Source organism: Cytobacillus oceanisediminis (assembly GCF_004366035.1).
Classification (GTDB): Bacteria; Bacillota; Bacilli; order Bacillales; family Cytobacillaceae; genus Cytobacillus; species Cytobacillus oceanisediminis_C.
The window spans coordinates 64152-88953 of record NZ_SOEE01000005.1 but is presented as its reverse complement, the minus strand read 5'-3'; the positions used below and the strand labels follow the sequence as shown (position 1 = coordinate 88953).

Genomic DNA, 24802 nt, shown 5'->3' with positions numbered 1-24802 from the left:
GAAATCTGTTAATAATTCAATATTCTAAAAATTAATTATATTAAAATCCTCCTTTAGTCATAGAAACAATCACAATTATCATAAAATTAAAAATAATGGGTTGTAAACGATTACCAGGTAGGTTATATTGAGGTTAATTAGTAATATTTACTAACCAAATCAATTAAGGCCGTGATGTGATGAATTTTAATGGGACACCTATGCAAATGAAATCAATCAATAAAAAGAGAGTACTTCAATGGATTCAGGAAAATTCACCGACTTCAAGGGCCGAGATTGCTGCGAAGATTTCCATAAGCAAGCCGACTGTTTCTTTGCTGGTAGATGAATTGATAGGGGAAAAGTGGGTGTATGAAAAGGGAATAGGAGAATCTTCTTCACAAGGCGGAAGGAGACCGATACATCTTTATTTTAACGAAAAAGCGGCTTATGTAATCGGAACAGATATCGGCGGCACCAAAGTAAAGACAGTCGTTAGCGATCTCGGGGGCAACATCGTCCATTCCAGCAGTTTTTCAACCTGTCAATTTTTAGAATCAGGGCTTTTAAAACAAATCGCCAAAGAAGTCCATATTATGCTTGATGAATGCCAAATCCCATTGGATCAGGTACTGGGAATGGGAGCAGGGGTACCGGGGATTACACAAACATCCAGCGGAGTCGTGTTGGAAGCACCAAGCCTCAACTGGATTCGATACCCGTTCTTAGCGGAGGCAAGCAAATACTTCTCTTTCCCGGTTCATGTGGACAATGATGTGAATGTTGGAGCACTGGGGGAGCAATGGCTCGGAAACGCAAAAAATAAACAGAATGTTCTGTTTATGGCGGTCGGAACAGGCATTGGAAGCGGGATTATTATCAATAATCAGCTGTACCGCGGGTATTCAAATGCTGCTGGCGAGATGGGCTATATGGTGACGGATAAAACAGATATGAAAAAAGACTTTAAGCCAATCTTTCACCGCTACGGCTATTTGGAAAGCGTCGCTGGCGGAAAATCAATCGGAAAAAAACTGACGGAAGCCATTCAGCAGGATCCGGACCACCCTGCCTACTCTCAGGCAATAAAGGGAGAACTGCCGGGGGAAATGGCATTTGCCCTTGCGAAAAAAGGCGACACAATAGCCATTGCGGTCATTGAAGAAGCCATTGAACATCTGGCCTATGGAATCATTAATGCCGCGAGCTTATTGAATCCTGAAGTCATTATTTTAGGAGGTGGTGTTCTAAAATCATCTGATTACATTTTGCCTAAATTGGACAGGATCGTAAATCACTATCTTCCCAGTTCAGTGGAATTGAAGACTTCAAGATTAGGTGATAATGCGGGAGTCCTGGGTGCTGTTTCACTTTTTTTGCGGGAGCATGAAAGTATTATCAAATTTTCTTAATGAGGGGGATTTTTCAATGAAAAATAAGAAAAGGGCATCAATTTTAACCACTTTATCCATTTCGGCTGCACTAATGCTTTCAGCTTGCAGTTCTGAAAAGGGATCCAGCTCAAGCTCTGAGAATGAGCAGGGAGAGAAAGAGAATAAGCTGGAAGAAAAGGTAGTTATCTATTCACCGCATGGAAAGGATATTCTATCAAAGTTTGAACAGCAATTCGAGGAAAAATATCAGATTGATGTGGAATGGCTTGATATGGGATCACAGGAAATCCTGGACCGGATCCGCTCCGAGAAAAACAATCCACAGGCTGATGTCTGGTGGGGAGCACCATCTGTAAACTTCGATCAGGCAAAGGATGAAGGACTGTTAAAGCCATATGAGCCTTCCTATTCCGGAAGCCTGGCAGAAGGCTTCTATGATCCTGAGTGGCACTGGTCCGGAACAAGCCAAACACCGGAAGTCATTATGTATAACAGCAAAGAATTATCAGAAGATGAAGCGCCTAAAGACTGGGATGAGCTGCTGGATCCGAAATGGAAGGATGAAATCATCATCCGCTACCCGCTCGCATCCGGGACGATGAGAACGATTTTTTCAGCGATGATTTACCGCGACTATAAAGACTCAAACGATACAGCGGCCGGTTACGAATGGCTTGAAAAATTGGATGCCAACACGAAAGAATACGCAGCAAATCCTGAAATGATGTACAACAAGGTGGCCAAAGGAGAAGGAAAGCTATCTGTCTGGGCAATGCCTGACGTTGTCATGTTAAAAGAAAATAAAAATTATCCATTTGAATTCATCATTCCGGAAAGCGGAACACCAGTCCTGACAGAAGGAATTGCTGTTGTGAATGATGCTCCGCATCCGAAGGCGGCTGAAGCATTCTATGAATTTGTCAACACGCCTGAAGCGGCCAAAATCCTTGCAGATGAATTTTACCGCATTCCAACAAGGGATGACGTAGAAGGACTGCCTGAATGGATTACAGATACAGAGATTAAGAGCATGGATATCGACTGGAAGGTATTCCAGGAGAACAGCGACAGCTGGATGAAGTATTGGGATGAGAACATTAAGAGCGGAGAAAAAGAAATTAAAGAATAGGAAGTGTAATAGGTATGGCGTCCATAAACATAGATAATGTCCAAAAAGCCTTTGGAAAGGTTATTGCAGTCGATCATTTAAATCTGGATATAAAGGATGGGGAATTCTTTACCTTCCTTGGACCAAGTGGATGCGGCAAGACCACCACACTTCGGATGATTGCTGGATTCTATTATCCTACTAAAGGTGTTGTCCGTTTCGGCGATAAGGATATGACGCGTGTACCTCCTGAAAAGAGAAATACGGGCATGGTTTTCCAAAACTATGCCCTTTTTCCTCACATGACGGTGTTTGAGAATGTCGCTTTTGGATTAAGGGTTAGAAAACTTGGCTCCAAGGAGCTCAATATAAAAGTCAAGGATGTATTGCAAAAAGTGAGGCTTGAGCAATACGCCGATCGTCAGGTGAGCCAGTTAAGCGGAGGTCAGCAGCAGCGTGTCGCGCTGGCAAGGGCATTGGTGATTGAACCGGAGATTTTGCTCCTGGATGAGCCACTCAGCAACCTGGATGCCAAGCTGCGAGATGAAATGAGAAACGAAATACTGAGATTGCAAAAAGATTATAATATCACCACCATTTATGTTACCCATGACCAGGCAGAAGCTCTATCCATGAGCGATCGGATTGCGGTATTTAACTTTGGGGTCTGCCACCAGGTGGGAACACCCTCTGAAATCTATAATGAACCAGCCAATGATTTCGTAGCGGGGTTTATCGGAGAAATCAATCTGCTGCCTGTGAAGATCAGCAGGATAGAAGATGAAAACATTCTTGTACAAGTGAAGAACGGTGAAAGTGCAAGTGAGCTTTCCGTACGAAATGCCCCATTTAATTATAATCAGGAAAACAAAGGGAACCTGGCATTATCCATTCGTCCTGAATCTATTAAAATACTGGAAAAAGAGCCGGAGGGGAAAAATACCTTCAAAGGAATGGTGGAGGAAGTCCATTTCTTTGGCTCCCTCATCAATGTTGTGGTCAGGGCTGCTGGCCTTAAGCTCCAGGTGAATGCCCTGAATAGCGGCTTATCCAGAAACCTGCAGGCGGGTGCTGAGATTTGGGTGGAATTGCCTGAAGAGCAGATGCGGATCATTCCTGTGGTGACTGGTGATGCATCATGATTAAGAATCGGGATACAAGGCTGACTCTGCTCCTCCTTATTCCGGTCCTGCTGGTTCTCATAGCTTATGTTCTATACCCCTCTTTACGGACCATAATGGAGAGTCTTCAAAAAGAAGGCAGCATGACATTCGGGAATTACAGTGACTTCTTTACCCAGGAATCCAAGACCAATCTGGAAGCTCTGTGGAATTCTGTATATATTTCGGTATTAAGTGTCCTGGTCAGTGCGCTGATTGGCATCCCGCTGGCATTCATTTTCAACCGGTATGATTTTCCGGGCAGAGGCTTCTTTGCATCGGCTGCCATCATGCCGATTGTCCTCCCATCACTGGTAGGGGTAATGGCGTTCATGTTCCTGTATGGGGAAACCGGGTTGATTCCCAATGCCATTAAAGACCTATTCGGGCTGGATGAAGTGCCATTCAAAATAGGCGGTATTTCAGGCATTTTGATTGTCCACGCATATACTATGTATGTGTATTTTTATATGACCGTTTCATCAGCCATTAATAAAATTGATCCATCTCTTGAAGAAGCTGCATACAATCTGGGGGCCAACCGTTTTAAAGTATTCTGGAAGGTAACCTTTCCATTATTAACACCAGCTATTGTAGCCGCGTCATTATTGGTGTTTATGATATCGATGGCTTCCTTCAGTGCGCCGTTTCTGCTGGCAGGCGGTTTCAGGGTGCTGAGTCTGCAGATTTATTTTTCGAAAATTAATGGCGATATGGAAGTGGCCGCCACACAATCGGTGATTTTATCGGTTGTATCGATCAGCTTCCTGCTGTTTATGCGCTGGTATCAAAACCGCAAGGATTACCGGATGGCATCTAAAGGGATTGGGGCCCATCGCAGTGAAGTCAATAATCCTGTTTTGAAGTGGATACTGGTCTTTACAGGAATCGTGGGAGTCATCATTCTGCTTCTTCCGCATTTCACGATTCTCCTTCTATCGCTCGTACCGGACGGAACCTGGACGTGGCAGACCTATCCATCGGTATTTAATTTTGAAAATTATCGTTTATTGTTCCAGGATCCGAACATATTCAAGCCATTGAAAAATAGCCTGCTCCTGTCAGTTATCGCTACAGCAGGAAATCTGGTCTTTGGAGTATTGGCATCCTATGTACTCGTTAAACGGAAATTTGTCGGAAAAAGCTTTGTGGATATTTTAGTTATGATTCCATGGGCTTTGCCGGCTACCGTTATCGGGATGAATTTGATTTTTGCTTTTAATGAGCCAACCATCTTCTCATTTGGCAACATTCTCGTCGGCACATTCTGGATTTTGCCTCTGGCCTATTTTATCCGCCATATTCCATTAGTCGTCAGATCCACCAATGCTGTATTGGAGCAATTGGATGATTCTATAGAAGAAGCCTCAAGAAGCCTTGGGGCAAAGTGGTTTTATACGTTCAGAAAAGTAATCCTTCCGATTATTATGCCAGGGGTTTTATCAGGGACATTACTGGCATTTGTGGAGTCAGTCGGTGAATTTCCGACTTCGGTATTGCTGTATACCCTTTCAAACCGCCCTATTTCCATCGAGATTATGAATCAGCTGAGAATGTTCAATATGGGCCAGGCGGCAGCTTACGGGATGATTCAGATTACTTTAATCGCACTGGTTCTGTTCATATCAAACAAGTTTTTTGGAGTTAAGGCTGAAAAATCATTGTCTTAAAAAGGAGTTGAAAAGATGAGCAAATTAGAAGAGTTTATTAAAAATGAAGGCCATGCCTTTCCCGGCAAAACCTATGCAGAAGAACTGCTGATGCCTGTTTTTAATGACCAGCGGGACTATCTGTTCCATGTCATGTTCGATATTCATCGGGCACATGTGATCATGCTGGCGGAAAAAGGGATTATCCCAGAAGGAGAAGCAAAGACCATGCTCGAAGGCATTAATAAAGTGGCCATGTCAGACACCCGTTCCTTATCCTATCAGCCTCAATTTGAAGATCTCTTCTTTATGATGGAAGCAAAAATTGGAGAAGAAATCGGTGATGAACTGGCTGGGAAAATCCATATTGCCCGGAGCCGGAATGATATGGGGATTGCGATGTACAGGCTGGTCCTAAGAGAGCATCTGCTGCAGCTCCTTGGAAGTGCTTATCAGCTTAGTGAGGCATTGCTGGAGCAGGCTGAAGAGCATAAAGAGACCTATATGACCGGCTATACCCATACACAGCCGGCCCAGCCGACCACTTTAGGTCATTATCTGCTGGCTGTTTATGATGTCCTTCAAAGGGATATCAAACGGCTATGGGCTGCCTATAAAACTGTTAACAAATCCTCGCTCGGCGCAGCCGCCCTTACGACGACAGGCTTCCCAATCTGCAGGGACCGCACCCGTGACTTATTGGGATTTGAAGGAATTATTGAAAACTCCTATGACTCGATTGCGGGAGCAGATTACCTGCTGGAGACCTCATCGGCTCTGATGACTTGTATGGTGAATACCGGCCGGTGGATACAGGATTTCCTTCAGCATGTAACAAGAGAGTTTGGCACCTTCCAGGTGGCGGATCCTTACGTGCAGGTAAGCAGCATTATGCCTCAAAAACGGAACCCGGTTTCGATTGAGCACTCCAGGTCCATTGCCAGTAGCGCCTACGGTGAAGCATATGCAGCCATGAACATGGTTCATAATACGCCCTTTGGGGATATCGTTGATACAGAGGATGATCTGCAGCCTCATCTGTATCGAGCTTTTACAAATGCCAATCGGGTATTAAAGCTGATGTACGCCGTGATTGCCACTTTAAAAGTCAATAAAGACCATGCAAAAGAGATGGCCAAAAAGTCGTGCATCACGATCACCGAACTGGCCGACACCCTGGCAAGAGACTATAGCATCCCATTTCGGAAGGCCCACTCCATTGCCAGTTATATTTCGAAACAAACGGTGAAAGACCAGAAAGAGCTATGCGACTGGAAAGTGGAGGATGTAAATGAAGTCATCCGGGGATATGTTCCTGTTTCTCTGTCAGAGGAAGAGTGGAAGAAAATCATTTCTCCGGAATACTTTGTACAGATCCGCAGCCTACAGGGAGGACCGAATCCGGATGAGGTCTCGAGAATGATCAAGGATCGAAATGAAATCCTCACAGGAGATCTGCTCAGCTATGAGGGGACTGTGAGAGGGCTTAAGGAGAAGCGGGAGAAATTGATAAATTTTAAGTTTTAATTTGAACGCGAACCTCGCTGGACATATGCGGGGTTCGCTTTTTCTATTTATCTTTTATTTCTTGAAAAATATAATATGATAAGAATTAGAGGAGGTGAGTGAGATTAAAAAAAGTTTACTGGCAGTACTCAGCTTAGGATTAATATTCGGTGTTATTTATTTTTTGGCTTCACGTGCCGCAGGACCTGTAAAGCCTGTTATCCCTGATGTTTCCCTTGAAAAGGGCATCTGCGAAAGAGTATCAGAACAATTTGGTGAAGACTGCCAGGGAATTCTTATGTTTGACCCCCATTCACGCTTGGTTTTTGCAGAAACCAATTCGGGAATTATCCCTGTCCTGACTAATCAGGAATTTACAGAATTTAAGAAGTTCATATATCCCATGATGGATTTCCAGGGGTTCAGCGAGGAAAAAGGAGATAGGGGAGCCATCGACTGGCGGGCAGATAATAAGTCTGAGAAGGATTTTGCCATCATATATGGATTTGCTGAGGATGATGCGAAGACGATCGTGATTAACAGTGAAGGCAATATCCAGCCATCCCGCTTTTTTGTTCGGGATAACTTGTGGGTTTGGTATGCTGTTTTCGAGAAAGACGAAATTAAATTGCCGGTTGAGGTCACAGTTTATGATGCAGAAGGCCACATTATTAAGGGAAATGAATAAGCATATCCTCCACTTCCTATTCAATCAGGAAGTTTTTTTTATTCCCTCTGATCATCTATGAGTCCAACCCTTGCAAAAACCCCTTTACAGAATTCGGACTTCAATTTGTGTAATACAGGAGTATAATACGTAGTAAGCAGACAATTCGATGAATTTAGAGTCTGGCATTTTGCAAACTTACTAATTTAGAATCAGTTAAAGGAGGGAGCGCTCCCGATGATTCTTGACCAGCGCTGCATGACGATTTTGACGAAAATGGTCCATGCGCCTACACATGTTTCTCCGCAGGAGCTTATGGAAGAATTACAAATTTCCAAGCGGACCGTTTATTATGATGTTGAAAAAATTAATAGCTGGCTGAAAGACCAGGGGTTAGATGAGCTGAAATATGTCCGTGCTGCTGGATTTTATCTCGATGAAGAAGAAAAGCAGCAGATTAAACAGAGGTTACATTCGTTTGATAAAGCTGCCAGTTATGAGTTTTCACGAAAAGAAAGAATGGCCTGGACTGCCATCCTCATCCTGACCCGCGAGAAAACCATTTATCTGCAGGATTTGATGGATAAGCTGGGTGTCAGCAGGAGTACGCTTCTGGCAGACATTAAGGAATTAAAAAAGCAGCTTAACCAGTTTCGGGTTCAGTTGAATTTCCATAAACCTTCGGGCTACTATATTGCCGGTGAGGAGCAGGATAAGCGGAAAATGCTGATTTACTGCCTATCACAGGTTTTAACCAACCGCGGCTGGAATGATTTAATATCCGAAGTTCAGTTAACCATCCAGGACGCGCCTGGACTGTCACCTGAAATGTTTCAGCGTACTGATTTAGAAGCAATCTATGAGATTCTGAACGAAAGTGAATCCTATTCTGGTGTTCATTACACAGATGAAGTAATGGAGACGCTAAGTGCCCATATATTTATGCTCATCAAAAGGTTTAACCAGGAAAAATACATCAAGATGGATCCTGTTGAAAAACAGGTCATTAAAGAAACAAAAGAGTACACCGCTGCTCGATTTATTTGCCGGAAAATTGAAAGCGGTTTCCAGCTTGAGGTTCCCGATGATGAAGCCTGCTATCTTACAACCTACCTGTTAGGTGCGAAAATAAGCGACTATGATACACATGAGCTGGAAAACCAGGATCTTGATATCCTCAAATCAATGGCGGTAAGAATGGTCGATGATTTTCAAAAATATGCGTGCGTATTTTTTCAAAATCGGAAGGAGCTTGAACGGAATTTATTGATTCATTTAAAGCCGGCTTATTTCCGAATCAAATATGGGATAGAACTGGAGAACCCATTATCCAAATCTGTACAGGAGTCTTATCAGGATCTGTTTATTCTAACCAAAAAAGTGGTTCATCATTTTGAATACGTGCTTGGCAAAAAAGTATCTGATGATGAAGCGGCCTATATTGCGATGCACTTTGGAGGCTGGATTGATAAAGAAGGCGTCAGGGTGGAAGCCCGCAAAAAAGCGGCTGTGGTGTGTGCCAGCGGAATAGGCACGTCCCGAATCCTTCAGAAACAAATTGAAGATCTCATGCCGTTTGTAGATGTGGCGAATGTATACACCGTCCGTGAATATGAGAAAGCGTCCCTGGCTGATTTGGATTTTGTCATTTCGACCACGCCAGTATCCCGGAAAAACGTACCTGTGTTTATTGTAAATCCGATTCTTAACCCGTCAGAGAAGGAATCTCTTCTTAAGCAGGTTCAGGCATCAGAAAAAAGGCCGAAATCAGAAAACATAGACGCATTGATGGACATTATCCGGAAGCATGCAGATATAAAAGACGAAAGCATGTTGGTCCAGGAACTGAAAGCCTACTATCAATCAAATAAAGATGCAAAAAGTGAGGTGGATCAAAAGCCAATGTTAAATGAAGTTCTAACCGCCGATAAAATTCAATTTGCAGATTCGGCTGCAAGCTGGCAGGAAGCACTGCAAATGGCGTCACAGCCGCTGTTGGCCGATCAGTCCATCAGCCAGCATTACATTGATGCCATGATTGAAAACGTGAATGAAATGGGACCATATATCGTGATCGCACCTGGAATTGCCCTTCCTCATGCCCGCCCTGAAGCTGGCGTGAACAAGCTGGGAATGAGCTTTCTGCAATTAAAGGAAAGCTGTGCTTTTTCGGAAAAGCCGGAGCATCAGGTAAGATTATTCTTTGTGCTCGCAGCCATTGATAATGAGACACATTTAAAAGCATTATCCCAGCTGTCTAAAATGCTGTCTGACAGTGATAACCTAGAAAAGCTCCAGAATGCTGATACAGAAGCTGACGTATTAGAAATTATTAATCAATATTCACAAGACTAAGGAGGAAATTAAAATGAAAAAAATTCTAGTAGTATGCGGCAACGGACTTGGAAGCAGCTTTATCGTAGAAATGAACGTGAAAACAGTTTTAAGCCAACTGGGAGTGGAAGCAGATGTTTCACATACTGATTTAACAACGGCTAAATCTGAAAAAGCGGATATCTACCTGGGGTCTAAAGACCTGATTTCCACTTTGGATGACGGAACAAGAACGATCATTGGTTTGACAAACATCCTTGATCAGAACGAGCTAAAAGCAGCATTGGAATCCCATTTATCATAATAGAGAAAAAAAGAGCAGGCGATAGACTCGCCCGCTGAAAAATAAAAAGAACAAATACAGTATAACCTGAAAACCAGTTAGATGAAAGATAGATACAGAGGATTAAAAAAGGAGGGGTAAACATGTTTGATTTCATCATGAATGATATATTGGGCACGCCCGCCATCCTGGTTGGATTATTCGCCTTGTTTGGCTTGCTTCTGCAGAAGAAAGGAATTGCCGATGTCATATCAGGTACGCTTAAAACGATCATGGGCTTTCTCATCCTTAATGGAGGAGCAAGCATTTTAATAGGCTCACTTGATATTTTCGGGAAAATGTTTGAAAAGGCTTTTCATATCCAGGGGGTTATTCCGAACAACGAGGCCATCGTAGCGATTGCCCAGCAGACATTTGGGAAAGAAACGGCGATGATCATGCTTTTCGGGATGGTCATGAACATTATAATTGCCCGTTTTACACCGTTTAAATATATTTTCCTTACCGGCCATCATACTTTATTCATGGCCTGCCTGATCTCAGCTGTATTTGCAACCGGCGGAGTGACAGGGCTTCCGCTGATCATTATCGGGTCTATTATTCTAGGATTATTAATGGTATTCATGCCTGCGCTTGTCCAGCCATATGTGCGCGAAATCACTGGCAATGACAGCATCGCTGTGGGTCACTTTGGATCTTTCGGCTACTTTGTTTCCGGCTTTATTGGAAAGCGTGTAGGGGATAAATCCAAATCAACAGAGGATATCAAAGTGCCTAAATCACTTGGGTTCCTGCGCGATACATCTGTTGCGATGTCTTTGACAATGACGATTCTCTTCCTGGTTGTGGCGCCAATTGCCGGAAAAGGCTATGTAGAATCTGAATTGAGCGGCGGAGTTAACTTCCTTGTATTCTCGCTCATGCAGGCCATTACGTTTGCAGCTGGTGTATATGTGGTCCTTGCCGGTGTACGGATGCTGATTGCGGAAATCGTGCCAGCTTTTAAAGGGATCGCTGATAAAGTGGTAAAAGATGCGAAGCCTGCCCTTGATTGTCCGGCAGTGTTCCCTTTTGCTCCAAATGCAGTTATTATCGGATTCCTATTCAGCTTTGTAGCTGGTTTGCTTTCCATGTTCCTTCTTCCATTATTCGGCCTGAAAATAATTGTGCCGGGTCTGATTCCGCACTTCTTCACAGGTGCAGCGGCAGGGGTATTCGGAAATGCGACTGGGGGCAGACGAGGAGCGATGATCGGTTCATTTGCAAACGGTCTATTAATCTCATTCCTTCCGGCTTTATTGCTTCCGGTTCTGGGATCACTAGGGTTTGAAGGAACTACTTTTGGAGACTCGGACTTCGGGGTAGTGGGGATTTTATTGAGCTTTTTGATTAAATTGTTTTCTTAAAATGCTTTATCAAAAAGGATTTCACTTTCGGGTGGAATCCTTTTTTTTTATTTGTCGGTCGAAATTATTTGGTAAGATGAATCATTTTGTGAAAATTCAAAAATATATTCATAACCTATTGATATATTTGGAAAATTGATTAATAATAATAAAAGGTAAAGAAAGCGCTTAACTAAAATGCATTTAAACTAAAATGCATTTTAATATTAGAAGCAGGCTAAAAACTATTATCTGAGACACAAATGAAATCAGCTAAGATTGAACAAGGAGAGAGAACATGAAAGTAACCATATATGACGTTGCAAAAGAAGCGAATGTCTCAATTGCTACCGTTTCTAAAGTTATTAATAATACCGGAAGAATTGGAGAAAAAACAAAAAGAAAAGTACTAGAGGTCATGAAACAGCTGGATTATCAGCCCAATATGATGGCTTCTGCATTAATGGGAAAGCAGACAAAGACAATCGGCCTCCTGATTCCGGATCTTGCTAATCCATTTTTCTCCGAACTTGCACGAAGCATAGAGGATCGTGCACATGAATTTGGCTACAACCTTGTTATTTGCAGTACTGATTACCAAACAGAAAAGGAAAACAAATATCTTGCTCTTTTAAAAAGAAAAAGTGTGGATGGCTTCATTTTAGCATCTGGATTTGAAGATTTAAATAAAGTGGAAGAATTGGTAAAAGAAGATGTTCCTGTAGCGATAGTAGCACGTGATCTTCCAATGTTTTCAATAAATACGGTTGCATTAGATGATTTCATGGGCGGTTACTTGGCTGCTTCCCATTTAATAGAACTTGGCCATCAAAACATAGGTGTGATTGCCAGGGATGTCTGGAGCAACAGGGAGAGGCTGCGGGGATTCAAGCAGGCTTTAGAAGAGAGTAACTTAGAGTTTACCCGGGAATTTGAATATATTAATGGGATTAGTCATGTTGAACCTGGAAAATTTATGACAGCTAAATATCTTAAAGGCAAGAATCCGCCAACAGCTATTTTTGCATGCAACGATTTATTGGCAATCGGAGCAATCCAGGCTGTTAAAGAACAGGGGATGAGAGTGCCCGATGATATTTCAGTTGTGGGTTTCGATAATACTCTTATTGCTACAATTGTAGAGCCTCCATTGACTACGGTTGCCCAGCCAATTCAGCATATGGGAAGAGAAGTGCTGGATTTGATCATTTCGATGATTAAAGGAGAAAAAAAAGAAAAAATGCGTTTGACATTACTGCCTTCTCTAGTCACCCGAAATTCCACAGCAAAAAATAGGAATAAGGACCTGAAAGAAAAATTAGAAAATTTATAAAAGTTATTGATTTTTTATAATATTATGAATAAAATAATATCAACACCGATTTGATAAAGCGCTTAACTAAATCCTCTTTTAATTAGGAGGGTGAATTAAAAACATTGGTCCAGAACGCCAGAGGATTAAAGGGCCTTTAAAACAATTTTTCAATTTTAAAAGGCCTTCCAGTTTGTAAAAGATTATTTTTTTCAATAAAAGTAAGCGCTTTAACAAAATACTCCTAAGTAATGATTAAATGGAAGATTTTCCACTTGATTTTATTTTTGTAAAAAAAGGTAAGCGCTTACTGTACTGAAGGAGGAGAATGCAATGAAAGCACTTCTAAAAACAGCGCCAGGGGTTGGAAATATTGACCTTTTAGACATTGATGAACCCGCTATGGGTCCGAATGAAGTGAAAATTGAAGTGAAGTATACGGGGATTTGCGGAACGGATTTACATATTTACCACGAGACCTTTAAAAGTTATCCGCCTGTCATTATAGGTCATGAATTCTCCGGAATTGTAGCGGATACAGGAGAAAATATTTCAAAGGTGAAATCGGGGGAACGGGTAGCGGTACTTGGGTCAACTGCCATTACATGCGGCACCTGTCATTACTGCGAAACAGGATATTACATGTTTTGTTCAGATCGCCGGGGAATGGGGCATGGAGTGGATGGCAGCTTTACGCAATATGCTGTAGTCCGGGAAGATATGATTTATAAGATTCCTGACAATGTAAGTCTTGAGGAGGCGGCATTATCCGAACCTCTCGCTTGTGCGGTTCAGGCCATTGAGGAGCTGACAAATATCCAAGTTGGCGATACCGTTTTATTATCCGGGCCAGGTCCTATTGGCCTCATCTGTTTGTCCTTGCTGGCTGTAAAAGGCTGTAAAGTCATTGTGGCAGGAACATCTGCAGATAAAATGAGGTTGGAAATCGCCAAAAAACTCGGAGCGGATGTTGTCGTTGATGTTACAGCTGAAGACTTGCAAACCATTGTGCTGAGTGAAACGAATGGTATGGGTGCTGATGTAACGGTAGAATGTGCAGGTGCTGCCCCATCAATCAATAGCTGCCTTCAAGCTTTAAAAAAACGGGGCAAGCATATTCAAGTTGGCATAGCAGGCAAAGAAATCACAATGGATTTTGATATTATTTTGTACAAACAAATACAGCTATTTGGTTCTCTTGCACATTCCATGAAAACGTGGAATCGAGTCATGCAGGTATTAGAACAAAGGAAAGTAAACCTTCAGCCAATCATTACCCATAAGCTTCCGCTGACACAATGGAAAGAAGCGTTTGATCTATGCGAACAAAAGCAATGCGGAAAGGTGCTTTTAAGCCATTCCTCATAAAGTTCATTTAAATGCCATTTATATATTCCGAAAGGAGGAAGCCAGATGCCAAAGACAAAATTAGCAGCTAGTGAGAAAGAAAGTGTTCTTGTTCCGGAGACAATGAAGTCTGCCTATTTGCAAAGACCTTTGGAAGTTAGTGTTGAAGAAGAAAGAGTCCCTAATGTTACTGGAAAAGAAGTACTGGTCAAGTTAATGGCCGTTGGGGTATGCGGTTCGGATATTCATTATTTTGCTCATGGCCGCATTGGCAAAAGATATGTTCAGTACCCGCATGTACAGGGACATGAGTGTGCAGGAATCGTTGTGTCTATAGGTGAAAAAGTAACAAAATTTAAGGTTGGAGATCGTGTAGCTGTGGAACCGGGTGTTGCTTGCATGAACTGTGAATGGTGTAAGGAGGGAAGGTATAACCTATGTCCCGACGTGCAGTTTTTATCTACACCGCCGGTAAAAGGAGCTTTCGTTCAATATTTAAGACACCCGGAGGATTTTCTATTTCCAATTCCCGATTCTTTATCTTACGAACATGCAACTCTTGCAGAGCCATTATCCGTATCGATCCATGCCGTAAAACGCGGGGGCTTAACTCCGGGTTCCACCGTAGCCATTACAGGTATGGGACCTGTTGGTTTAATGACCGTGATAGCGGCAAAAGCATTTGGTGCAAAAGAGATCATTGTCAGTGATATCGAGCCATTAAGGCTGGAAACAGCCAGAAAATTTGGCGCTACAAAGATATTTAACGCTGCAAATGAAGATCTGAATGCTGCCATTGAAGAGATAACCTCGGGCTTAGGCGTTGATATGATTATAGAAACCTCTGGAAACGCTAAAGTATTGCAATCATCAATTGAATCCGCGAAAAGAGGCGGCTCCGTTGTTGTTATCGGATTTCCGGCAATTGAAGAGGTGCCTCTCAACATCACATTAATGCTTCAAAAAGAAATAGATCTTTTTTCTGTCTATCGTTATACGAATACCTACCCCTTAGCCATCAGTCTGCTAGATACGATCGGCAGCAAGATAAAACCCATCATCACAGATAAATATCCGCTGGAAGATATCCAGGAAGCAATGAACCAGGCTCATACTAATCGAAGCGGCAGTTTAAAAGTCATGGTATATCCCAATCATTTACAAGATTAATAGAAGAAGGATTTTAGAAATTGGAGTTATTTTTGAGGAGTCTATCTTCAAAAGGCTCTAAAAATAAAAAAGGGGGATTTAAAATGAAAAAAGCATTGAAAGCGGCTTCACTGGCAACGATCTTATCTTTAGCTTTAGCAGGGTGCGGAGGGGGATCATCAGAAAAGAAAACTGCTAGTGCAGATGCAACAGAAGGAAAGCAAACTGTACTGGAATTAAGTATTCCTGAGCCAGAGGGAGCAAAATTTGATGTAGCAGCAAAAGCCTTTAAAGAGGAGCTTGAAAACTTAACAGACGATCAAATGACAGTAAAAATACATTATAATAATGCACTTGGCGGAGAAAGAGAAGTGTTTGAATTAATGGGAATGGGTTCTCTGGATATGGCTATTCAATCTGCGGGTCCCATGGGAAACTGGGTTCCGGAATTTAATATGTTCGATCTGCCTTTCCTATTCGATAATCGAGAGCATGCACATGCAGTATTAGATGGAGAAATTGGAGATGAGCTGGCTCAAAAGTTTGAAGAGCAGACAAATGTTAAGGTGCTTGGCTGGGTGGAAAATGGTTTTGTGGCAACATCTTCAAATAAAGCCATTAACAGTGTTGAAGATGTAAAAGGGCTGAAGGTGCGTGTTCAGGAAAATGAGCTGCAAATTGATGCATGGAAGGCTTATGGTGCAGATGCAACACCGATGGCATGGACTGAGGTATTTACAGGGCTGCAGCAGGGAGTCATTGACGGTCATTCGAACTCTTTAGCAACCATTCAAACATCAAAGATTTTTGAGGTGCAAACCCATGTTGCCCTTTTGGAAGACAGGTATGCACCTGGCCCAATTTCTATAAGCAAGACTACTTTTGATGGTCTTACTCCTGATCAGCAGGATGCGGTACTAAAAGCTGCTGCACATGCAGAACCAATTGGAAGACAAGCAAATGAAGATAAAATAAATGAAGCAGCCAAATTCCTTAAAGATCAGGGATTGGAGCTGACAGAGCCGGATAAAGAATCCTTTAAAGCGAAAACCGATGGTGTCTATGAAAAGTGGGCACCAAAAATTGGGGAAGAAATCATTGAAAAAGTAAAAAATCTGGATTATTAGGCTGCTGAGAGGGCAATGATGAATTGAATTATTTGTTGCCCTCTTCATTTAAGGAGTTGATTAGATGAAGAGCATTCCCGGATTGTATATTCGAACCATTGATATGCTGAACAAGTTTTTTGGCTATGCTTTGGCTTTTATCATGGCATTTATGACTATTATTATCTTTTGGCAGGTTATCGCACGTTACGTAGTGGGCTCTTCCTTGGCCTGGTCAGAGGAGCTTTCAAGGTTTTTAATGATATTTATGATTATGATCGGCGCCTCGCTTGCGCTTAGGGAGAACCAGCTTATATCCGTTGAAGTCTTACCGGAAATGTTAAGGGGACGAGTCAAGAAATGGCTGACAGTTATAGTCCATTTCATTTCCATCTTTTTTTATACAGTAATTATCATGTTTGGATGGAAGGTAGCGCAAAGCTTTGGCAATCAAATTGCTCCTGGTACAGGGATATCAATGTTCTTTATCTACCTTTCTTTGCCGCTGGGAGGCGTATTGCTTCTATTGAACTCCATCACATGTATTTTGGAAGAGTTCATAGAAAGAAAGGAGTGAAATGATGCTGCCTGTTTTCTTTATATCTCTATTCATCTTTATCTTTCTAAGTGTGCCGATCGCCTTCTCATTGGGGTTATCTACGGCATTAGGGGTTTGGATGCATGATACTTTGCCATTGGAAATAATTCCGCAGAGAATATTTGTCTCAATGAACTCGTTTCCATTAATGGCCATCCCGTTTTTTATTCTTGCCGGAAATTTGATGGGCGCAGGAAGCATGTCGAAGAGACTGGTTAATTTCGCAAGTGCTCTGGTGGGTCACTTTACTGGCGGATTAGCGATGGTGGCGATCGTTACATCAATGTTTTTTGCAGCTATTTCAGGATCAGGTGCCGCCACAACAGCAGCCATTGGTTCTATTCTCATCCCGGCTATGGTGGCAAGAGGTTACAAAATTGAGTATGCTGCGGCCAATCAGGCGGTGGCAGGTGCTTTAGGGATTATTATTCCGCCAAGTATTGCCATGATATTATATGGTGTCGCTGCGGAAGTTTCTATTGGGGACCTTTTTATTGCGGGGATCCTTCCGGGCTTATTAATTACTTTTTCGCTTCTGATCAGTGCATATATCATCGCAAACCGTCGCGGTTATGTTGGAGAGGAGAAGAAAAGCTTCCCTGATGTCCTCGTGTCGTTTAAGAAATCGTTTCTTGCACTTCTAATGCCTATTATTGTGCTGGGAGGCATCTATTCAGGGGTATTTACTCCGACAGAAGCATCAGTTATTGCAGTTGTTTACTCTTTTGTTGTCGGTTTCTTTATTTATCGGGATATTACTATTCAGCAGCTTGCTGATACCTTAAAGAAATCAGCCATCAGCAGCTCAATTATCATGATAGTAATTGGAACTGCCGGCTTGTTTGGCTTTTTCATCGAGATGAATGGTGTTCCGGGAATGATATACAGCTCAATATCAGATGTAGTTACAAATAAATATATTTTCCTTATTATTGTAAACATCATTTTGTTTGTAGCAGGCATGTTCTTAGAAGGGGGAGCTGCAATCCTTATTTTTGTTCCTCTATTATTGGGTACTGCAGTCAATTTGGGAATAGATCCTGTTCATTTTGGAGTAATCATGGTTTGTAATTTAGCGATTGGATTGGTAACCCCGCCTGTAGGGATTGATTTATTTGTTGTATCCCAGCTTACAAAACTTTCAATTGTAAGGATTGGAAAAGCAGTAATCCCATTAATAATTATCTTGATTATCGATGTGCTTGTTATTTCATTTTTTCCGCCGCTTTCTACCTGGCTGCCATCACTAATAAAATAGGCAAATGCGGTTTTTAAGAGACATGAAACAAAGATGGGCACAAAAAACTAAGTTCTTAATAACAAGATAAGTTTCCTTATCTTGTTCATTTTTCACCACTTGGTAAAGCGCTTAACTAAATTAGAACAAAACCTTAAGGAGGATATAAATGAGTACCCCATTAAACGAAGAAAAATTAAGTTATTTAATTGAGAAGTCATCTAAAGCAAGACATCTAATTATTCAGACGGTGCATCATGCAGGAGCAGGGCATATAGGAGGGCCAATGTCTGCTTCAGATGTCCTCGTAAATTTGTATTTTAATGAAATGAATGTAAATCCGGAAAACCCTGCAGATGAACAGAGAGATCGATTTGTCCTATCAAAGGGGCATTCTGCTATTGGACTCTATGCAGTTTTAGCACTTAGAGGATATTTTCCGATAGAGGAATTGCAAACGTTCGATTCATTAAATTCCCGCTTGCAGGCTCATCCGGATATGAATACCCTTCCAGGTCTGGACATGTCAACAGGCTCGCTTGGCCAAGGGATTTCTGCAGCTGTCGGAATGGCCCTGGGTGCAAAACTTCAGAATAAAGAATTCCGCACATATTGCATGATTGGTGATGGTGAATCACAGGAAGGCCAGGTTTGGGAGGCTGCAGATATTGCTTCTAAATATAAATTGGATAATCTGGTCGTTATTCTCGACTTTAATAAGCTTCAGCAGTTTGGGTGGCAAGGTAAAGGAGCTTCGAGAGCAACTCCGATTAATGAGCCAAAGCAGCGTTGGGAAGCTTTTGGCTGGCATGTTATTGAGATAGATGGCCATAACCATCAAGAGATTAGTAAAGCTTTAAGTCATGCCAGAGAGGTAACAGGAAAACCGGTTATGATTATCTCCAACACGGTTAAAGGCAAGGGTGTTTCGTTTATGGAAGGAGATTATTTATGGCATTCAAGAATTCCGACAGCTGAAGAGTTAAGCAGCGCATCAGAAGAACTGGAAATGGGGGTTCAAAAATGAAAAGCTTACTTTCTAAAGATCAAGTTTCAATGAGGGACGTTTTTGGAGAAACACTGCTTAAATTATCTCTGGAGTCCGATAAGGTTTATGCGATTGATGGAGATCTGGCTAACTCAACCAAAATAGATGCTGTTGCAAAAGGGAATCCTTCTAGATTTCTGCAAATGGGCATTGCTGAACAGAATATGATGAGTGTGGCTGCTGGACTTGCTGCAACTGGTTTACAGCCATGGGCTGCTACCTTTGCTGCATTTCTGTCTAAACGTGCCATTGATCAAATTCAGGTACAAATTGCTCAGCCAAAATTAGACGTAAAAATGATAGGGGCTTACAGCGGATTGCTGACAGGGGTAACAGGAAAAACTCATCAATCCCTGGAGGATATCGCAATTTTTCGTTCATTAGCTAATATGGTTGTTCTGGCACCTGCAGACAGCACTGAAGTAGGAAGAATGATGGAGTTTGCCCATAAATACGAAGGACCTGTATATATGCGCCTTGCGCGTGATCCCTATCCAATCATTTTTAATGAAGATTACCACTTTGAATTTGGTAAAGCGGTGCATTTAAAAGAAGGAACAGATATTACCATCATATCTACAGGAACACAAACCAGCAGGTCTTTAGCTGCAGCGGAACAATTAGAAGCTGATGGAATCTCTGTGGCAGTGATTCATATGCCGACCATTAAGCCGCTTGATAAAGAAGCAATTGTTAAAGCAGCAGAAAATACAGGAGTTATCGTTACAGCAGAGGAGCATAGCATTTATGGCGGTCTTGGAAGTGCAGTGGCAGAGGTTCTGGTAGAAGAGAAACCAGTTCCTATGCTTCGTGTGGGTGTGAAAGATCTAAATTCAGAGTCAGCTAAAAATGATGATTTGCTGGAAAAGTACGAAATTTCATCCGGCCACATTGTCAAAAGAGTCAAAGAGGCATTGACGAAGAAAAATTCTTCAATTTAACCATAGGATGGGAGAGGTAAAATATGCAGACAAGTATTTTAAATGAAAAGCTATTCATTGATGGACAGTGGATTCAATCGGAAAATACACACAAAGTGTATAACAAATATACCGGAGAGCTCTTTTCAGAGATTGGCATAGCTGATAAAAAGCTGGTGGATCAAGCGATTGCAGCCGCTGTATACGCACATAAAAAAACAATATTTACCCCGGATTACCGCTATAAGGTTTTAATGCGTGCGGCAGAGCTGCTGCTGAGTCATGCCGAAGAATTCGCACAAATTATTGCCAAGGAAGGCGGCAAGCCTATCACTGATGCAAGAGCAGAAGTGAATCGTTCAGCATCGACATTCCAAATTGCTGCTGATGAAACAAAAAAGCTCGTAGGAGAAATTATCCCCAATTATAACGTGCAGGGAAGATTCCTTTATACAGTAAAAAAGCCTGTGGGAGTTGTAGCAGCAATTACCCCGTTTAACTTCCCGCTGAATCTTGTTGCGCATAAAGTTGCTCCGGCCTTGGCAGCGGGAAATCCAGTTATTCTTAAGCCGGCATCTGATACAGCAACGATTGCTATCAAACTATGTGAACTGCTCGAGAAAGCGGGAGTTCCGAGAGGGTACCTGCAATGTGTAGTAGGAAGCGGGGGCACAGTCGGTGAACAGCTCCTGAATGATGAAAGGATTGCGCATTATACATTCACAGGTTCACCTGGAGTAGGCAAACATATTCAGAAGACAATCGGGTTAAGAAAAGCAACCTTAGAGCTGGGTTCCAACTCTGCCACTATCGTTCATAGTGATGCGGATATTAATAAGGCTGCAGCCAAGCTTGCAAAAATGTCATTTGCACACGCCGGGCAAATATGCATTTCAGTTCAGAGGATTTTTGTTCAGAAATCTGTTAAAGAACGTTTCCTTGAAAAGTTTTTACAGGAAGTTTCTCACCTTAAGGTGGGAGATCCTTTGGACCCGAACACGAATGTTGGTCCAATGATCAATGTGAAGGAAGCGGAGCGGATTGAGCAATGGGTGAAGGAAGCTGAAGAGGATGGAGCTGTCATTTTAACAGGGGGAAAACGAGAAGGCAGTATTTTTTATCCAACCGTAGTTACAAATGTGAGAAAAGGGATGAAAGTTTCGGATGAAGAGGTCTTCGCTCCTGTCGTTACCGTCTCAGATTACGAAACAATCGAAGAAGCAATCGAGCTTGTGAATGACTCGAAGTATGGCCTGCAGGCTGGAATATATACTTCCGATCTGAGTTTATCTTATAAAATTCCTTATATGCTTGAAGTAGGGGGTGTTGTCATTAATGATACCTGCTGTTTCAGGACTGATCAAATGCCTTATGGAGGCGTGAAAGAAAGCGGAAATGGCAAGGAAGGTCCGGCATATGCCATACAAGAACTCGTGGAAACTGTAACGGTGGTTGTAAATCTTGAAGAATAATAAATAGGTTCATATAAAAATAGAAAGAGCTGATAAAATTGGACACATTTAAAGTAGCGGTTATTCCAGGTGACGGAATTGGACCGGAAGTAATCGATGAAGGCGTCAAGATTATGAAAAAGGCGGCAGAGCTGGATGGTCGTTTGCAGCTCGAATTTACGTACTTTCCTTGGGGCTGTGAATTTTATTTAAAGAATGGAAAGATGATGGATGAAGACGGGATTGAACAGTTGAAGTCTTTTGATGCAATCTATTTGGGAGCCGTCGGCTATCCGGGGGTGCCAGATCATATCTCTCTTTGGGATTTGCTTCTGAAAATCAGGAAGGAATTTGACCAGTATGTAAATATTCGTCCTATCACACTATTAAATGGTGCACCCTGTCCCATTACTGGCGGAAATAAAGAAAACATCGATATGCTATTCATTCGTGAGAATAGTGAGGGTGAGTATGCGGGGGCCGGGGATTGGCTTTTTAAAGGCAAACCTGAAGAAGTCGTTTTACAGACAGGGGTATTTTCCCGGAAAGGTACGGAGCGCATCATCCGGTATGCTTTTGAAACAGCGTCCAACGCAGGAAAAACACTGACCAGCATAAGTAAAGGAAATGCACTTAATTATTCCATGGTATTTTGGGATCAAGTGTTTGAGCAGGTAAGCAAGGAATATCCCCAAGTTCAGACCTATTCCTATCTTGTTGATGCAGCAGCTATGTACATGATTAAGGATCCTGCAAGGTTCGAGGTTGTTGTAACCTCCAATTTATTTGGAGATATTTTAACAGATTTGGGTGCAGCGCTAGGAGGCGGCATGGGGCTGGCGGCCGGAGCCAATATTAATCCTGAAAGAATGTTTCCGTCAATGTTTGAGCCAATTCATGGTTCAGCACCGGATATCGCAGGGAAAGGGATAGCCAACCCGCTGGCCGCCATTTGGTCAGCCAGCCAGCTTTTTGATTTTCTCGGCTTTAACGATATAGGAGAAAATCTGATCAGCTGCATCGAAAAGACTTTGGAAGAGAAAAGGGTTCTTACTCCAGATCTCGGCGGATCTGCTTCCACTTCAGAAGTTGGTGCGCGTGTAGCTGAAATCCTAACTGAAATGGCAAAAGTCCAGTCATCCATATAACAGCCATTTTGGAACTATAGAGAAAACAGCGCTTTTTCCTGGAGCGCTGTTTTTCCTATTGCACATTCGCTAGTAAAAAAGGTGTAAATGAAAGGCAATTATCATATCTGTAAAAGGAGACTTGCCGATGATTCAAAAAATAGCTGTTATTGGAGCAGGAACAATGGGCCACAGTATTGCCCTTAACTTTGCAATCTATGGCCTTAATGTAAATGTATATGACCCAGATTGGAAAAGTGTTGAAAGTGCTAAAGATGAGATTCATAGGCAGCTGGACTTATTACAGGAAGTTGGAAATATAGATATCCAAGATAAAATCAATACGCTTAAAAGCATCCATTTCTATACCAGCTTAAAAGAAACAGTAGCAGATAGGGAATTTGTGGTGGAAGCCGTCCCTGAGAATCTGGAACTAAAACAAGATCTTTTTAAAAAATTAGATGATTATTGCCCTCCAAAGACCATTTTAGCAAGCAACACTTCAAGCTTGGATTTGGGGAGCATGATGGCAAAGGTAAGCGAAATGAGAAGAAAAAGAATCCTGATAACTCATTGGTATAACCCTGCGCATATCATGCCTCTTGTAGAAATTTCGAATTTTGGAAATAACCATAAAGATGTGTATGAAGATGTGAAAAACTTGCATATGTCCATTGGTAAACAATGTATAGAAGTATTAAAAAATATTCCTGGTCTGGTGGCAAATCGGATTCAGCAGAGTGTGGCAAGAGAGGTGTTTTCCCTGATGGAGCAGCAAGCTGCATCTCCCGAGGATATTGAAAAAGCATTAATGTTTGGGCCTGCATTCCGATACGCCACTACAGGGCAATTAATGATTGCTGATATGGGCGGATTGGATATATGGTGCACGGTAGGTGATAACTTGCTGAAAGATATGGAGAATAGGCAATTCTCCAGCCCTCTGCTGAGAGAGAAAACATCTGAGGGAAAGCTGGGGTTAAAATCCGGCGAAGGTTTTTTTAACTATCGAAAAGATGAAGCGGAGGAAATTAAAAAGCAGTTTAATAGGAAGCTGCTTCATCAGCTAAATGCCTCTCAATACTATATGAATCATATTAAATGAAAGGGTGATTTTCTTGAAACTGATAACCTTTAAAGACAAGGACGGAACAATTAAATCAGGGTGGATAGAGAAAGAACAAGTTTTTGATATGGAAAAGGCAAGCGGGGGTAAACTGCCTGGTTCAATACGTGGGTTTCTGGAACAGTTTGAAGAGAACTATGAGCTTGCCAGCCATATTGCTGGCCATGATCATTTGGGCACGTACAAGCTAGAGGAAATTGAACTTTTAGCGCCCTTGCCGAACCCTGGAAGTGTGCGGGATTTTATGGCATTTGAAGGCCATGTCGCGACTATAGCAGCCAAAAATAAGCAAAGTGTTGTGCCGGAGTGGTATGAGATTCCGGTGTTTTACTTTACGAATCACCATGCCATTACGGGGCCGAATCAGAAAATCCAGCGCCCAGCCCAATGCAGTGAACTGGATTATGAATTGGAAATTGCTTGTATCATTGGCAGAGAAGGCAGAAATATAAGTGCTGAAAAAGCTGAAGATTATATAGCAGGTTACACCATTTTGAATGACTGGTCTGCACGGGATCTGCAAATGAAGGAAATGAAGGCGGGATTAGGGCCGGCCAAAGGCAAGGACTTTGCTACATCGATTGGACCGTATATTGTGACAAAGGATGAACTGGAAAAATACCGCGATGGAGATAGGTTAAACCTGGAAATGACAGCAAGAGTTAATGGAAAGCAGCTATCTAAGGGAAACTTCAAAGACATTCATCACTCATTTGGACAAATGATTGAGCGGGCATCCTCAGAGGCTGCCCTTTATCCTGGAGATATTATTGGTTCAGGTACAGTTAGTACGGGCTGTATCCTGGAATTAGGAACGGATATTCAGAATTGGCTACAGCCGGGGGACGTAGTGGAACTTGAAATTACCGGTTTGGGAACACTCACCAATGAGATTATGTAATGAAGCAGCTTTTCT

General features: G+C 42.1%; 21 protein-coding genes. All 21 read left to right on the top strand.

From position 1 onward, the window contains the following. Positions 1 to 206 precede the first annotated feature (206 nt). The 21 genes from DFO72_RS13720 to DFO72_RS13620 all read left to right on the top strand — a co-directional run bounded on the left by DFO72_RS13720 (position 207) and on the right by DFO72_RS13620 (position 24787). Positions 207 to 1391 carry an ROK family transcriptional regulator gene (locus DFO72_RS13720; protein WP_243856164.1) on the top strand — a complete coding sequence of 395 codons (1185 nt, stop codon included), beginning with the start codon at positions 207 to 209 and terminating at the stop codon, positions 1389 to 1391. A gap of 16 nt (positions 1392 to 1407) precedes the next feature. After that, positions 1408 to 2502 carry an extracellular solute-binding protein gene (locus tag DFO72_RS13715; RefSeq protein WP_113882225.1) on the top strand — a complete coding sequence of 365 codons (1095 nt, stop codon included), beginning with the start codon at positions 1408 to 1410 and terminating at the stop codon, positions 2500 to 2502. A 14-nt stretch (positions 2503 to 2516) separates the two neighbouring features. Then, positions 2517 to 3623, top strand: coding sequence for an ABC transporter ATP-binding protein (locus tag DFO72_RS13710; RefSeq protein WP_113882224.1), 1107 nt, complete (start codon positions 2517 to 2519; stop codon positions 3621 to 3623). Beyond that, a complete protein-coding gene (locus tag DFO72_RS13705) occupies positions 3620 to 5311 on the top strand; it encodes an ABC transporter permease (protein ID WP_113882223.1) in 1692 nt (563 codons plus the stop codon). The genes DFO72_RS13710 and DFO72_RS13705 overlap by 4 nt, the downstream gene beginning before the upstream one ends. A 15-nt stretch (positions 5312 to 5326) precedes the next feature. Continuing rightward, positions 5327 to 6817 carry an argininosuccinate lyase gene (gene argH, locus DFO72_RS13700; protein ID WP_113882222.1) on the top strand — a complete coding sequence of 497 codons (1491 nt, stop codon included), beginning with the start codon at positions 5327 to 5329 and terminating at the stop codon, positions 6815 to 6817. Between the two features lie 94 nt (positions 6818 to 6911). Beyond that, positions 6912 to 7484, top strand: coding sequence for a hypothetical protein (locus DFO72_RS13695; protein ID WP_243856163.1), 573 nt, complete (start codon positions 6912 to 6914; stop codon positions 7482 to 7484). Positions 7485 to 7700: 216 nt separating this feature from the next. Beyond that, positions 7701 to 9818 carry a BglG family transcription antiterminator gene (locus tag DFO72_RS13690; RefSeq protein WP_113882221.1) on the top strand — a complete coding sequence of 706 codons (2118 nt, stop codon included), beginning with the start codon at positions 7701 to 7703 and terminating at the stop codon, positions 9816 to 9818. A 13-nt stretch (positions 9819 to 9831) separates the two neighbouring features. After that, entirely contained in the window at positions 9832 to 10101 is a 270-nt protein-coding gene (locus DFO72_RS13685) for a PTS sugar transporter subunit IIB (RefSeq protein ID WP_009332100.1), read from the top strand. Between the two features lie 122 nt (positions 10102 to 10223). Beyond that, the gene (locus tag DFO72_RS13680; RefSeq protein ID WP_048009154.1) at positions 10224 to 11486 is read left to right on the top strand and encodes a PTS ascorbate transporter subunit IIC; all 1263 of its coding nucleotides are present in this window, start codon (positions 10224 to 10226) and stop codon (positions 11484 to 11486) included. 277 nt (positions 11487 to 11763) lie between these two features. Continuing rightward, complete coding sequence (locus DFO72_RS13675) at positions 11764 to 12798, top strand: LacI family DNA-binding transcriptional regulator (protein ID WP_113882220.1); 1035 nt, start codon at positions 11764 to 11766, stop codon at positions 12796 to 12798. Positions 12799 to 13110: 312 nt separating this feature from the next. After that, entirely contained in the window at positions 13111 to 14145 is a 1035-nt protein-coding gene (locus DFO72_RS13670) for a zinc-dependent alcohol dehydrogenase (protein WP_113882219.1), read from the top strand. Positions 14146 to 14190: 45 nt separating this feature from the next. Continuing rightward, positions 14191 to 15294: an NAD(P)-dependent alcohol dehydrogenase gene (locus DFO72_RS13665; protein WP_113882218.1), complete on the top strand. Its 1104-nt coding sequence runs from the start codon at positions 14191 to 14193 to the stop codon at positions 15292 to 15294. 83 nt (positions 15295 to 15377) lie between these two features. Further along, positions 15378 to 16400 carry a TRAP transporter substrate-binding protein DctP gene (gene dctP, locus DFO72_RS13660; protein ID WP_113882217.1) on the top strand — a complete coding sequence of 341 codons (1023 nt, stop codon included), beginning with the start codon at positions 15378 to 15380 and terminating at the stop codon, positions 16398 to 16400. A 64-nt stretch (positions 16401 to 16464) separates the two neighbouring features. Next, positions 16465 to 16956: a TRAP transporter small permease gene (locus DFO72_RS13655; protein ID WP_113882216.1), complete on the top strand. Its 492-nt coding sequence runs from the start codon at positions 16465 to 16467 to the stop codon at positions 16954 to 16956. A 4-nt stretch (positions 16957 to 16960) separates the two neighbouring features. Next, positions 16961 to 18235, top strand: coding sequence for a TRAP transporter large permease (locus DFO72_RS13650; RefSeq protein ID WP_181782290.1), 1275 nt, complete (start codon positions 16961 to 16963; stop codon positions 18233 to 18235). 148 nt (positions 18236 to 18383) lie between these two features. Next, the gene (locus DFO72_RS13645; protein WP_113882214.1) at positions 18384 to 19241 is read left to right on the top strand and encodes a transketolase; all 858 of its coding nucleotides are present in this window, start codon (positions 18384 to 18386) and stop codon (positions 19239 to 19241) included. Continuing rightward, entirely contained in the window at positions 19238 to 20203 is a 966-nt protein-coding gene (locus DFO72_RS13640; RefSeq protein ID WP_113882213.1) for a transketolase family protein, read from the top strand. The genes DFO72_RS13645 and DFO72_RS13640 overlap by 4 nt, the downstream gene beginning before the upstream one ends. A gap of 23 nt (positions 20204 to 20226) precedes the next feature. Then, a complete protein-coding gene (locus DFO72_RS13635; protein ID WP_113882212.1) occupies positions 20227 to 21654 on the top strand; it encodes an aldehyde dehydrogenase family protein in 1428 nt (475 codons plus the stop codon). A 38-nt stretch (positions 21655 to 21692) separates the two neighbouring features. Further along, positions 21693 to 22781 carry a tartrate dehydrogenase gene (locus tag DFO72_RS13630; protein WP_113882211.1) on the top strand — a complete coding sequence of 363 codons (1089 nt, stop codon included), beginning with the start codon at positions 21693 to 21695 and terminating at the stop codon, positions 22779 to 22781. A 127-nt stretch (positions 22782 to 22908) separates the two neighbouring features. After that, positions 22909 to 23865 carry a 3-hydroxyacyl-CoA dehydrogenase family protein gene (locus tag DFO72_RS13625; protein ID WP_113882210.1) on the top strand — a complete coding sequence of 319 codons (957 nt, stop codon included), beginning with the start codon at positions 22909 to 22911 and terminating at the stop codon, positions 23863 to 23865. A 13-nt stretch (positions 23866 to 23878) separates the two neighbouring features. Continuing rightward, positions 23879 to 24787, top strand: coding sequence for a fumarylacetoacetate hydrolase family protein (locus DFO72_RS13620; RefSeq protein ID WP_243856162.1), 909 nt, complete (start codon positions 23879 to 23881; stop codon positions 24785 to 24787). Positions 24788 to 24802: the final 15 nt, after the last annotated feature.